Source organism: Micromonospora sp. C51, assembly GCF_018070435.1.
Taxonomy (GTDB): domain Bacteria; phylum Actinomycetota; class Actinomycetes; order Mycobacteriales; family Micromonosporaceae; genus Micromonospora; species Micromonospora sediminimaris.
This window is the reverse complement of sequence record NZ_JAGPXQ010000001.1, coordinates 501,966-514,313: the sequence shown is the minus strand read 5'-3', so window position 1 is coordinate 514,313 and position 12,348 is coordinate 501,966. Positions and strand designations below refer to the sequence as shown.

The following is a 12,348-nucleotide window of genomic DNA, read 5'->3' as shown; positions in this document are numbered from 1 at the left end:
GCCGGTGTCCGTACGGCGGTAGCCGTACGGACACCGGGCCGATCCGGGCGAGGGCTACGGTCAGCTGACCGTGCAGGCAGTGCCGTTGAGGGTGAACGAGGACGGGCTGGCGGTGTTGCCGCTGTGGGTGGCCTGGAATCCGATGGTGACCGAGCCGTTGGGGGCGATGGTGCCGTTGTAGGAGACGTTGCGGGCGGTCACCGCCCCGGAGGTCGGCGAGTAGGTCGCGTTCCAGCCGTTCGTGATGGTCTGCCCGGCGGGCAGGGTGAACGCCAGGTTCCATCCGTTGACCGCTGTGGCACCGGTGTTGGTGATGGTCGCCGACGCGGTCAGCCCGGTGTTCCAGGCGTTCACCGCGTAGCCGACCCGGCAGCCCGTGCCCGGCGGCGGCGTGGTGGGCGTCGGCGTGGGAGTCACCGTCGGCGTCGGCGTCGGCGTCGGCGTCGGGGTGGGGGTGGGCGTGGGGCTGGGCGTGGGGCTGGTCGGCGTCGGGGTGGGGGGCCCGGCGTCGAGCCCGAAGAAGCGGATCGCCTGCGCGGCGTCGACCGGCAGGTTGTGCGACACGCCCTGCATGCTGATCGCCTCGACCGGTGCGTTACCGCCGGAACCGCCGTACCGGGTCCTGGTGTAGCCGGACTGCGGGCTGTCGGTGAAGGTCGGGGTCTGGCTCAGCCCGTGCAGGTTGGTCCACTGCTTGATCTGCTCGCCGAAGTTCGGGTAGCGCAGGATCTCGTCGTTGGTGCCGTGCCAGATCTGCATCCGTGGCCGTGGGCCGGTGTACCCGGGATAGGCGTTGCGGACCAGGTCTCCCCACTGCTGCGGGGTGCGGATGATCTGCCCGTTGGCGCACTCGCTGTTCCACTCCGAGCCGCCGGTGGTGGCGAAGCAGCCGAAGGGCACCCCGGCGAAGGCCGCGCCGGCGCGGAACACGTCGGGGTAGAGCCCGAGCAGGACGTTCGTCATCATCGCTCCGGACGAGGTGCCCGTCGCGGCGATCCGGGCCGGATCCACGGAGTAGCGGTTCCGGACGTGCTCCACCATCGACATGATGCCGACCGGGTCGCTGCCGCCGCCGCGACGCAACGCCTGCTGCGAGTAGACGTCGAAGCACTGGCTGCTGCGGGTCACCGACGGGTAGATGACGATGAAGCCGTACTGGTCGGCCAGGCGGGCGTACTGGGTGCCCGAGTACATCGCGGGCCCGCTGCCGGTGCAGTAGTGGGCCACGACCAGCAGGCCCGGCCGTGGCGCGACCCGGTCCGGTACGTAGAGGTACATGCGCAGGTTGCTCGGGTTGGTGCCGAAGTTCGTCACCTCGGTCAGCGTCGCCGCCGCCGCCGATGTCGGGAGCGACAGCGCGGCGAACGCGGTCAGGACGATGGTTGCCAGGGCGGCACACCACAGTCGGATCGCTTTTCTCATGGAACGGGTCCTCCGGACGGAAGGGGACATGGTGGTGTTCCGATCGAGGGCTGCCCGGTGCCCTACCTCGTCCGGCTCTCAGAACATCGATGATTCTCTTCGCCTGCGTCGTGGCGTCACAAGGTGTGGTGGGGCAGCCGCGCTGAGCGGTGGTGGGGCCGCGCCGAGCGGCGCGCCGCCTCGCGCCCAGTGGTCGCGGGTACATCTATTCTCTGTCCATGCGGGATCGTCGGGCGGCGCTGCTGTGGGTGGGATTCGCGGTCGCGGCACTGGTCTCCGTCGCGCTGGTGCTGCGGCGCCCCGACCGCCTGTCCGACCTGCACATCTATCACGGAGCGTTGACCGATCTGCGGGCCGGGCGTCCGCTGTACGGGTACGTGGCGCCGAACGGCGGGCCGTTCACGTACCCGCCGTTCGCGGCGCTCGTGCTCTGGCCGATCACGACCGTGCCGCTCGGCGTGGTCGAAGCGCTCTGGCTGGCGGCGACCTGTGCCGCCGTGGTCGCCATCGCCGTACCCGTCGGTCGCGCCCTGGCCGAGGGCCGCACCGCCGTGCCGAGCCGGGGCGCGGCCGGGAATCGCATGACGGCGTCGGCGTCCGTCAGCATCGCGGCGGTCGCGACGGTGCTCATGATCGCCGCGCCGGTGCAGAGCAACCTGCGGTTCGGTCAGGTGAGCATCTTCATCGTGTTGATGGCGCTGCTCGACGGGATGGCGCCGCCGTCGCGGATGCGCGGTGTGCTGATCGGCGTGGCGGCGGCGATCAAACTGACGCCGCTGCTGTTCGTGCTCTACTTCCTGGCCTGCGGCCGGTACCGCGACGCCGTCCGCGCGCTGGCCGCCTTCGTCGGCTGCGCGGCGCTCGCCCTGGCCGTGCTGCCCGCCGAGAGCCTGACCTACTGGGCGGGCACGGTCACGCAGACCTCCCGGATCGGTAACCTGGCGTCGCTGGGCAACCAGTCGGTGCACGGGATGCTGCTTCGGATCGGCATGGACGAGGGGTCCCTTCCGCTGGTCTGGGCCGCCCTGGTGGCCGTCATCTGCGCCCTGGCGTTGCTCCGGGCGCGGGCGCTGTCCCGGCTGGGGCGACCGGGGCACGCCGCCGTGCTGGTCGGCTGCGCCACCGTGGCCGCGTCCCCGGTCTCCTGGACCCACCACCAGGTGTGGACCGTCCTGGCCGCGATGCTGCTGGTGGGCGCCGTCGGCGTGGCCCGGCGGGTCGCCGGTGCCCTGCTGCTGGCCAGCATGGTGTTGTCGCTGGGTGTGGTGCTGGCCCCGGTGTCGATGCGACCCGGTGTGCAGTTCCTCTTCGAGAATGCCCGTGCCATCGGGACCGTCGCGCTCTGCGTGGCAGGGTTCGGCGCGGTCGCGCTCACCACCGCCCGTACCCATGCCAACCGGGCCTTCCCGCGCGGGTGGCTGCGGGTCGGCGTCGCGTCTCTCGGCGCACTGGCGTTCTTCGCCGTGCAGCCGTTGCCCGCCGGGGCCGATCCCACCTTCAAGGCGTACCGCCTCCCGGATGTGGTCAACTCGCGGTACTTCTTCGTCTGCCGGGGGCCGGTGGAGTGCGGCCGCTACGGCACCGATGCCCCGGTCACCTTCGGCACCCGCAGCGAAAAGACCAAGGTGCGCGTCAACGGCGTGGTCTCGGACCAGGTGGCGCGGCTGGACTACCACTCCGCTCCGGGCGGTCCGCCGCGAACCATCCCGCTGCTGGCCGCCTATCCCGGGGTCCGGACGTTCTCGTTCCGGTCGGCCACCATGGCGCACGGGCAGCTGATCGCCTACTCCGCCGACGGACGCGCCCTGGCCCGCTACGACGACGAGCTGACCGCCGCGGTACGCGCCGGCGGGTAGCCGCTACTGCTCGCCGTCGATCACGTCGGTGTCGCCGTCGTGGGAGTACGTCACCGGCGGGTGCTCGTCCGGTATCGGCGTCTGTGCTGGGTTGTGGTGCGGGTCGCCGTCCGGGGAGAACAGCACCGGGTCGGTCTTCGCGCTCTTCTCGCGTTCTTCCTCCGGCTCGGTCACGACCCGCTCCTCAGCTCGTCGGCATTTCCCTCCGACGCTAGGTGCGGCGCACGGCCCGCCGCCCCGATCAGCTGCCGCTTCCACCCGATCGGGGCGTGCTGGTCGTCACGGTCGCAGCAGCACCGGGCCCGCGTCGATGCGGGTCCGGAACAGGGCGTACGGCCGGCGTCGCAGGTCCCGGCCGCGGTTGAACGGCGGCTGCCGGTGCACCTGGTTGGCGATGACGTAGAGGTGCCGGTTGGTGGCCACGCTGAGCGTGTCCGGCCAGAGCAGCCGGGCGTCGTGCACCACGGTCTCGTACTCGCCGTCGGGCCGGCGTCGCAGCACCGCGTTGTGCTCGTAGTTGGTGAGATAGATCCGGCCGGCGTCGTCGGACTCCAGGCCGTCGGCGCCGCCGCCCTTGTCGCCCTCGTCGATCACCGTCGCGGCGACCTCCGCGTCACTCAGGGCGCGGTCGGCCAAGGCGTCGGCGGCGACGCTGTACCAGCGGCGGGTGGCGAGGGCGCAGTAGTACAGCCGGGTGCCGTCGGCGGAGATCGCGATGCCATCGGCGCCGACACCCACCGGCTGCGGGGGAGCGTCCGGGGGCCGGACCAGGAACGGGCGTCCCTCGACCACCGGACGGAAGTCCTCCAGCGGCGCGGCCTTCGTGGACGGGTGGTCGTCGAGTCGCCGCCACGATGCCCCGCTGGCCAGGTCGACCACGATGATGGCGTTGGGGGCACCATCGGCGGAGTCGGTGATGTATGCCAGCCCGGCCTCCCCACGGCGCAGGTCGAAGCGCACGTCGTTGAGGTACGACGTGGGCAGCACCACCTCGGGCGGGAAGGTGATCACCTGGGCGACGGTGTCGGTTCTCAGGTCCACGCGGACCAGCTTCGGCCCGCCGGGCGAGGTCGGCTGGAACATCGGGCTGCCCGTGTCGAGCACCCAGAGCCGGTCGGCCGGGTCGACCACCACACTCTGCACCGACACGAACGCGGACGGGTCGTCGTCGCCGGACGGTGTGTTCCACCGCAGGTCGGGGTAGGGAACCTCGCGCCCGCGTCGCAACTCCACCACGGTGGCGGGCACCTGGTCGCCCCAGCGGGGAAAGTTGACGAAGATCCGACCGCGGTGCGAGACGGTCACCCCGGTGGGCATCGGGCCGTAAAACCGGTGCACCACGTCCAGGGTGCCGACCGGTTCGTCGGTGGGTAGTGCCTTTCGCATCCTTCGACCTCCCGTCGCACACAGGGATCAACTGATCGCTCTACGTCTATCGTCGCAAAGCGGACGACATACGCGGCGCCGACGTCGCCCATCCGACCCGCAAGCAGCGGGAAGGCGATTCGTCACCCAACCGTCATGTGTCCGCGCGGTGCCCGCCACCTGGCCCCGGCAGGGTTGGGACCTCAACCCCCTCCGACCTGGGAAGGAGCGCGCCATGGCCGTCGTCCTCGATGACCACCTGGTCACCCTGACCTGTGACAGCTGCGGTGACACGGTTGCCGGGCCGCGGACGCACTCCGACGCGGAGGTGGTGTGGCCGCTGGTGTCCGAGCACGGCTGGAGCGGTTCCCCGCTGGCCGACGGTCCGCACCGCTGCGCGCACTGCACCCAACTCGGCCCGGCCGCTGCCGGCGTGCCCGGCGGGATCCTCGGCATCGAGCACCTCGGTGCAGTCACCGTGGTGACCGTCGCCGGTGACGTCGACGTCGACACCGGCGAGACGCTGGGCATGGCGTTGGGGCACGCGGCCGACATGGGCGGGCACGTCCTGGTGGACCTCGGCGGGACGGATCTTGTCGACTCCACCGCGCTCGGGCTGCTCGTTCGCGCCCATCGCGCCGCCGCTGACCGCGGCGCACAGCTCTGCGTGGCGTCGACCTCGCCGCTGATCCGTCAGGTGCTCCGGGTCACCCGGCTGGACGAGGTGTTCCCGGTCGCGGACACCCGCGCCGACGCGCTCGCCCGCTTGCAGAGCCACCGGGCGGCAGCGGACGCGTCGGAGTAGGCGACCAGCCCGGATCCGGCTCGTCCACGGCACCGGTGCCGTGGCACCGTGGACGAGCCGAAGTTCATCAGCGGCGACCGCGCCGGTGACCGGCCAGCCGTAGCGCGTTGCAGACATCCGTCACGCCCTCGATGTCCCAGGCCAACTCGCCGGCCGCGCGGCGGGTCTCGGCGCTGGCGACCAGGCCGGTGAGGATCACGACCCGGTTCTGCACCATCACCGTGATCTGCTGCCTGCGGGTCGACCAGTCGGCGCTCAGCCGCTGCGCGACCAGGGCGGCGAGGCGGACATCCTCGTCGTGATGCTGTGGCTCGTCCCACAGCGCGCGGAAGGAGTGATCGTCGGGCATCGGCCACGGCCACGGCATCACCACAGTGGTCTCCTTCGTCGTTGATGCCGGCGACCCGACGCGCCGTCTCGATCGACCACCACCTTGCGCAACGACCTTGGAGTCGACCGCACGGTTGGATGACAGTTGGATGACAGTCACAGCGGCGTACTGGCCGGCGGCCGGGTGTCTCCGCTCCGGTCGGCGGCCGGCAGCCACAGCACGAAGGTGCTGCCCGTACCCGGCCGGGAGAACACCGCCACCTGTCCACCGTGTGACTCGACGATCTGCCGGACGATGGCCAACCCCAACCCGGTCCGCCGGTCACCACCGGAGCCACCCCTACCGGCCTCGCCCCGCCAGAACCGGTCGAAGACCCGTGCCTGGTCGGCCTCGGCGATGCCGGGGCCCTCGTCGGCGACGGCCAACCACAACCAGTCGCCCACCCGGCCGGTGGCCACCTTGATCGCCCCGCCGAGAGGGGAGAGGCGTACCGCGTTGGACAGCAGATTGCCGGCGGCCCGGCGCAGCGTGTCCGGGTCGCCGATGAGCGTGAGATCCGGGTCGAGCGCGTACCGCAGGCGCAGGCCACGGCCGGTGGCCAGGGCGGCGAAGTCCTCACCGGCCTCGCGGGCCACGGTGCTGAGGTCCACGTCCGTGTCGGACATCGAGTCGGCGTCCCGACGGGCCGTGGCCAGCAGATCCTCGACCAGCCGGGACATCCGGGTGGTGGCCCGGTCGATCGTCGCCACCGCCGCGGCACGCTCCTGGTCACCGGCCTCCGGTGCGGTCAGCGAGGCGTCGAGATTGGCGCGGATGATCGCCAGCGGGCTGCGCAACTCGTGCGAGGCGTCATCGATGAGCTGCCGCTGGGCGTGGAAAGCATGATCCAACCGGTCGAGCATCGAGTCGATGGTGTCGCCGAGGTCGCGCAGTTCGTCGCGGGGACCGGCCAGGCGGATCCGGCGGGACAGGTCGGTGGCCTGAATCTCCCGGGCGGTACGGGCGATCGCGCCGACCGGACGCAACGCCCGGCCGGAGAGCACCCAACCGATGCCGAGGCTGGCCACGAAGAGCCCGCCGAGCGCGATCAACGAATAGTCCCGGACCGTCTGCAACAGCCGCAGGTTCACCTCGTCCTCGATCTGCTGCACCTCGGCCACCTCGAGCGTGGTGCCGGTCGGCACCGTACGCCCGTCGCTCTTGAGCTTGACCAACTGCGCCTCGTACCGCTTGGTGATCGGCTTGGGATCGACCGCCCGGTCCACCGCCACGTACGCCACCAGCAGGCCGGTGCCGGCAAGCGCGAACAACAGCGTCGAGTAGAGCACGGTCAGCCGGAACCGGATCGACCGGAAGACAGTCATGTCAGCACCTCCCGCAGCCGGTAGCCGCGCCCGACGACCGTCTCGATCGCCGGGGCGTCGCCGCCACCGCTGAGTTTGCGCCGCAGCGTACCCACGGTGACCCGGACGGTCTCGGTGAACGGGTCGGCGTTGGCGTCCCAGACGTGCTCCAGCAACTCCTCGGCCGGCACCACCCGTCCGGGTCGGGTCATCAGGTACTCCAGGACGCCGAACTCCTTCCGGGTCAGGTGCAGCTGGCGGCTGCCCCGCCGGGCCTCCTGCCGCGCCACGTCCAGGGTCAACGCGCCCACGGTGAGGACCACCCCGGTGCCGCCGGTGTCCCGGCGCAGCAGCGCCCGCACCCGCGCCAGCAACTCGACAAGCGCGAACGGCTTCACCAGGTAGTCGTCGGCGCCCTCGTCCAGGCCACGGACCCGGTCGGTCAAGGCACCGCGGGCGGTGAGCATCAGCACCCGAAGGTCCCGCCCACCGGCCACCTCGACCGCGCCGGAGCGGATCGCCCGGCACAGCGCGAACCCGTCGCCGTCGGGCAGGTTGACGTCGAGCAGCATCAGGTCGTACGCGTTGACCAGCAGCAGGTCGTACGCCCGCGCCGTGTCGGCGGCGAGATCGACGGCGTAGCCGGCGCGGGCCAGCCCGACCCGCAACGCGCCGGCCAGATCCTCTTCGTCCTCCACCACGAGCAGCCGCATCTGTCAGTTATCCCCTCGCGATCAGCCCCTGCGCCACCTGAGCTGCCCGCTCCACCGGGATGGCGAAACCGATCCCGATGTTGCCGCTGCCCTCCAGCGTGGCGATGGCGGTGTTCACCCCCACCACCTCGCCCCGACCGTTGACCAGTGGGCCCCCGGAGTTGCCCGGGTTGATGGACGCATCGGTCTGCACCGCCGGCTGCCGGGCGCCACCGCCGAGACGGACGGGCCGGTCCAGCGCGCTGACGATCCCGGCGGTCACCGTGCCGGAGAGCCCGAGCGGCGAGCCGACGGCGAGCACCGGCTCACCGACCCGGGTCCGGCCGGCCGACGCCAGGGGTAGCGGGCGCAGCGCGTTGCCGGGATCGACACGCAGCACCGCGATGTCGGTACCCGGGTCACGGCCGACCAGCCGTGCGGTGAGCCGACGGCCGTCCCGGCCGACCACCTGGAAGGTGTTCCCACCGACCACCACATGACTGTTGGTCACCACATGCCCCCGGTCGTCGATCAGGAACCCGGATCCGGAGGCACCTCGGCCGCCGCTGGTCACCCGCACCGACACCACCCCGGCGAGCACCTGGTCGGCGGCGGTGACCAGGTCGGTGGTCGTACTACCGGTCGCACCGGCCGGCGCGGCTCCCGGGTCGGCTGCCGGTGCGTCGCCGGCGGTGAGGTGCCCGGCGACGCCGCCGGCGCCGGCCGACACCGCCACCACGGCCAACCCGGCCAGCAGCAGCCGGGGCCAGCGCGACGCACCGGACGCCGGTTCCGCGCTCTGGTCCGCCAGGCCGTGTGCCGGGTTGTCAGGCCCGGTCAGCGGGACCGGGATCGCCGCGACCGGAGTGGACCCGGTCGGCTGATCGTCGGTCGACAGGGCAGGCGAGACGAAGCGTGGTCCGCGCGGCTCACCCAACCCCGGAATCGTGCTGTGCATGCGATGTCCCTCCTCGAAGAGGTCCGTAGGACGGCCGTCAGGGCAGTCGGGAGAACCAGAACAGGGAGCCGGCGGCGGCCAGCAGGGCGAGCACCAGGCCGGTGCCGATGAACCGCGCCGACACGTCCTGACGCTCCAGCCGGTGACCGACCGACGAGCCGATGTCGGAGTACGCCGCACGTAACTCGTCGCCACTGCCCGCCTCGTAGTAGCCGCCGCCGGCCTGCTCGGCGACGGCGCGAAGCGTTTCCCCGTCGACCGGGACCGACTGGCCGCCACCGATGCGACCGTCGGGGGTGCCGAACGAGATGGTGTCGACCGGTACGCCCGCCTGCACCGCGTCGGCGGCAGCCTGCGCCGGGTCCCGTCCCGAGGTGTTCGCCCCGTCGGAGAGCACCACCACCCGTGCCGGCGGCGGATCCTCGGCGGCCTGCGCGTCCAGGGTGCGGATCGATTCCAGCGAGGCGTGGATGGCCTCGCCGATCGCCGTTCCCTGTAGGCCGGTGACACCCTCGTCGAGCTGGTCGATGCCGGCGGTGACCGACTCCCGGTCGCCGCCCGGTGCGACCATCACCGACGCGCTGCCGGCGAAGGCCACCAGCCCGACGTTGAACTCCGCCGGCAGGTCGGCCACGAACTCGCGGGCCGCTTCCCGGGCCGCGAGCAGCCGGTCCGGCGGTACGTCGTCGGCGAGCATGGACCGGGACACATCGACGGCCACGATGACGGTGGCCCGTTCCCGGGGCACCCGTACCTCGTCGGTCGGGCGGGCGAAGCCGACCACCAGCAGCGCCAGCATCGCGATGAACAGCCCGGCCGGTACGTGCCGGCGCCACGCCGGGCGGGCCGGCGCCACCTTGTCCAGCAGGCGCAGGTTGGTGAACCGGACGGCGTACCGGCTGTGTCGGCGCTGACGCAGCAGGTACCCGACCACCAGGGCGGCCACCCCGGCCAGCAGCCACAGCCGTTCGGGGGACTCCCAGCTCACGCGGCTCCTCCGTTCGTCGGTCGGGTCGCCCGGGCCAGCCGGCGCTGGGCGTGGACGTGCCGGACGATGTCGGCGATCCAGTCCCGGTCGGTGCTCAGCGGTAGATGCGCCGCGCCGGCCCGGCGCAGCGCCCGCGCCACAGCCAGCCGTTGTGCGGCGGCGGCTGCCGCATAGCGGTCACGCAGTCGGCGGCTGCCGGTGGCGACCTCGCGCCGTCGCCCGCTCTCCGGGTCGAGCAGCGTGATCAGGCCGACGTCGGGCAGCTCCAGCTCGCGCGGATCGCGGACCTCGACCGCGAGCACCTGGTGCCGCGCGGCCAGCCGCCGTAGCGGTCGCTCCCAGTCCGGGGGGCCGCCTCCGGCACCGGCCACCCCCTCGTCGGGCAGGCCGTCCAGGAAGTCGGAGACGACCACCGCCAGCCCGCGACGGCCGGCCGACCGGCGCAACCCGTCGATGGCCTCGGCCAGCGGCACGGGGTTGCTGGCTGGCCGGCCGCGTGGCACCTCCAACAGGGTGCGCAACAGGCTGAGCAGGTGGTACCGGCCGGTGCGGGCGGGGAAACGGCGCACTCCGGCGTCGCCGAGCAGATGCGCGCCGAGCCGGTTGCCGGAGCCCGCGGTGAGGAACCCGACGGCGGCGACGGCCGCCACCGCCAGCTCCCGCTTCTCCAACTCGGCGGTGCCGAAGTCCATGCTGGGCGTCGCGTCCACAAGCGCCCAGGTGGTCAGCTCCCGGTCGGCGTCGACGGTGCGCACGTGCGGCACGGTCGTCCGCGCGGTCACCGACCAGTCCATCCGCCGTACCTCGTCCTCGCCGGGGCGGTACTCCCGGCTGCCCGCCGGTTCGCTGCCCGGGCCGGGCAGCAGGCCCAGGTGCTGCCCGTGCAGCAACCCGTCGAGCCGGCGGGTGATGGTCAGTTCCAGCCGGCGCAGCCGACGCTGCGGCGCCAGGTGCCCGAGGCTCGTCGCGTCCTCGTTCATGCCGCCGTCCCCAGGCCCGGCCCCTGGGTTTCCTGGGTGGGAGCGATCTGCGGAGGTGGCACCGCCTCGACGACCTGCCGCACCAGTTCGCCGGGGTCGACGTCGTCGGCGACCGCGTCGAAGGCGAGGACCAGCCGGTGGGCGAGCACGTCGCCGGCGATCTCCCGCACGTCGGCGGGGAGCACGTAGTCCCGGCCACGCAGCAACGCCAGGGCCCGGGCGGCGGCGATCAGACCGAGGGTGGCGCGGGGGCTGGCACCGTACGCCAGCTGCGCGGCCACCTCCGGTAGCCCGAATCGGCGCGGATCGCGGGTGGCCAGCACCAGCCGTACGACGTACTCGGCCAGAGCGTGGTGGACGAAGACCTCGCGGGCCCGGGCCTGCAACGCCACCAGCCGAGTCGGGTCCAGCACCGGCCGGGCGGTCGGGGTGCCGGTGCCCATCCGGTAGAGGATGCCCAGTTCCTCGTCGTCGGTCGGATAGTCGACCACGACCTTCATCAGGAAGCGGTCCCGTTGCGCCTCGGGCAGTTGGTAGACACCCTCGGACTCGATCGGGTTCTGGGTGGCCAGCACCAGGAACGGGGTGGGGACCGGGTACGTCCGTCCACCGATCGAGACATGTCCCTCGGCCATCACCTCCAACAGGGCCGACTGCACCTTGGCCGGGGCTCGGTTGATCTCGTCGGCGAGAACCAGGTTGGCCATGACCGGCCCCAGCTCGACGTCGAACGTCTCGGTCGAGGCTCGGTAGATCCGGGTGCCGAGCAGGTCCGACGGCACCAGGTCAGGAGTGAACTGGATCCGGGCGAAGCTGCCGCCCACCGTCGTGGCCAGGGTCTCCGCGGCGAGGGTCTTGGCCACGCCGGGCACCCCTTCGAGCAGGCAGTGGCCCCGGGCGAGCAACGCGGTCAGCAGCCGCTCCACCAGCCGGTCCTGGCCGACGATCACCCGCTTCACCTCGAACAGGGTCCGCTCCAGCAGTCGGGTGTGGTCGGTGTGCTCGCCTGGGGCGTCCAGCTCGCTCACGGTGGCGCTGTTGATGGTGCTCCGCATGGGCTGTGCTCCTCGGTCGCGTCGTCGTGACGCGGGTGCCCGGACAACGGGGGGAGTCCGGGCACCCGCACGTGACCCATTGGGCCAGAACGGACCGAAAGACAACCGAACGGCGGAAGGTCAGCCTCGCCTGCCGGCCTGGCGGAGCATCTCGTCTGTTTCCGGGTCCGGCATGAGCTGCCGTACCTCCTGCGCGCAGCGGCAGGCGACGGCGATCTTGGCGGCCCACGCCAGCGCCTCCTCGCGTGCGGCTACGTCGACGACCATGAATCCGCCGATGACCTCCTTGGTCTCCGGGTACGGGCCGTCGGTCACCAGCCCGTCCGTGGCCACGACGCTCGCCTGCTGCCGTTGCAGCCCGGCGCCGAACACGAACACCCCGGCGTTCACGGCCTCCTGGGTCACCGCGTGCGCGGCCTTGCCCACGTCGGGCCAATCCTCGTCAGGGATGTGGTCCATCGCCCCATCGTTGAACGAGATCAAGTATCGCGCCATCGCACAGCTCCCTACGTCCCGGCGGCGTTCTCCGGCCGCCTCTCACCTGGTCTACGAG

Annotated in this window: 13 protein-coding genes; 2 read left to right on the top strand and 11 right to left on the bottom strand. The window is 72.1% G+C overall.

The features are described 5' to 3' along the window. Window positions 1-60 precede the first annotated feature (60 nt). A complete protein-coding gene (locus KBX50_RS02365) occupies window positions 61-1,422 on the bottom strand; it encodes a PHB depolymerase family esterase (protein WP_210934177.1) in 1,362 nt (453 codons plus the stop codon). A 218-nt stretch (window positions 1,423-1,640) separates the two neighbouring features. Here KBX50_RS02365 and KBX50_RS02360 point away from each other — a divergent pair, with 218 nt between their 5' ends. Continuing rightward, window positions 1,641-3,278, top strand: a complete 1,638-nt coding sequence (locus KBX50_RS02360) for a glycosyltransferase 87 family protein (RefSeq protein ID WP_210934174.1) — start codon at window positions 1,641-1,643, stop codon at window positions 3,276-3,278. 3 nt (window positions 3,279-3,281) lie between these two features. Here KBX50_RS02360 and KBX50_RS02355 read toward each other — a convergent pair whose 3' ends face one another. Both KBX50_RS02355 and KBX50_RS02350 read right to left on the bottom strand, forming a co-directional pair. Further along, on the bottom strand, window positions 3,282-3,452 hold the full coding sequence (locus KBX50_RS02355) for a hypothetical protein (RefSeq protein ID WP_210934171.1): 171 nt from the start codon (window positions 3,450-3,452) through the stop codon (window positions 3,282-3,284). A gap of 105 nt (window positions 3,453-3,557) precedes the next feature. After that, window positions 3,558-4,664, bottom strand: coding sequence for an L-dopachrome tautomerase-related protein (locus tag KBX50_RS02350; RefSeq protein ID WP_210934169.1), 1,107 nt, complete (start codon window positions 4,662-4,664; stop codon window positions 3,558-3,560). Window positions 4,665-4,878: 214 nt separating this feature from the next. Between KBX50_RS02350 and KBX50_RS02345 the strand changes: the two genes are divergently transcribed. Continuing rightward, window positions 4,879-5,448, top strand: a complete 570-nt coding sequence (locus KBX50_RS02345; protein WP_210934167.1) for an STAS domain-containing protein — start codon at window positions 4,879-4,881, stop codon at window positions 5,446-5,448. Window positions 5,449-5,515: 67 nt separating this feature from the next. Here KBX50_RS02345 and KBX50_RS02340 read toward each other — a convergent pair whose 3' ends face one another. The 8 genes from KBX50_RS02340 to KBX50_RS02305 all read right to left on the bottom strand — a co-directional run bounded on the left by KBX50_RS02340 (window position 5,516) and on the right by KBX50_RS02305 (window position 12,290). Next, on the bottom strand, window positions 5,516-5,815 hold the full coding sequence (locus tag KBX50_RS02340; protein ID WP_093407153.1) for a BON domain-containing protein: 300 nt from the start codon (window positions 5,813-5,815) through the stop codon (window positions 5,516-5,518). Between the two features lie 119 nt (window positions 5,816-5,934). Continuing rightward, the gene (locus KBX50_RS02335; RefSeq protein ID WP_210934166.1) at window positions 5,935-7,143 is read right to left on the bottom strand and encodes a HAMP domain-containing sensor histidine kinase; all 1,209 of its coding nucleotides are present in this window, start codon (window positions 7,141-7,143) and stop codon (window positions 5,935-5,937) included. Next, window positions 7,140-7,835 carry a response regulator transcription factor gene (locus tag KBX50_RS02330; RefSeq protein WP_210934165.1) on the bottom strand — a complete coding sequence of 232 codons (696 nt, stop codon included), beginning with the start codon at window positions 7,833-7,835 and terminating at the stop codon, window positions 7,140-7,142. Before KBX50_RS02330 ends, KBX50_RS02335 begins: the two co-directional genes overlap by 4 nt. Window positions 7,836-7,842: 7 nt before the next feature. Then, window positions 7,843-8,772, bottom strand: coding sequence for a S1C family serine protease (locus tag KBX50_RS02325; protein ID WP_210934164.1), 930 nt, complete (start codon window positions 8,770-8,772; stop codon window positions 7,843-7,845). 37 nt (window positions 8,773-8,809) lie between these two features. Next, on the bottom strand, window positions 8,810-9,760 hold the full coding sequence (locus KBX50_RS02320) for a VWA domain-containing protein (protein WP_210934163.1): 951 nt from the start codon (window positions 9,758-9,760) through the stop codon (window positions 8,810-8,812). Continuing rightward, window positions 9,757-10,740 carry a DUF58 domain-containing protein gene (locus tag KBX50_RS02315; RefSeq protein ID WP_210934162.1) on the bottom strand — a complete coding sequence of 328 codons (984 nt, stop codon included), beginning with the start codon at window positions 10,738-10,740 and terminating at the stop codon, window positions 9,757-9,759. The genes KBX50_RS02320 and KBX50_RS02315 overlap by 4 nt, the downstream gene beginning before the upstream one ends. Then, window positions 10,737-11,795 (bottom strand): AAA family ATPase, encoded by a 1,059-nt coding sequence (locus KBX50_RS02310; RefSeq protein WP_210934161.1) that lies wholly within the window; start codon window positions 11,793-11,795, stop codon window positions 10,737-10,739. Before KBX50_RS02310 ends, KBX50_RS02315 begins: the two co-directional genes overlap by 4 nt. 120 nt (window positions 11,796-11,915) lie before the next feature. After that, window positions 11,916-12,290, bottom strand: a complete 375-nt coding sequence (locus KBX50_RS02305) for a YciI family protein (RefSeq protein ID WP_210934159.1) — start codon at window positions 12,288-12,290, stop codon at window positions 11,916-11,918. Between the last annotated feature and the right edge of the window lie 58 nt (window positions 12,291-12,348).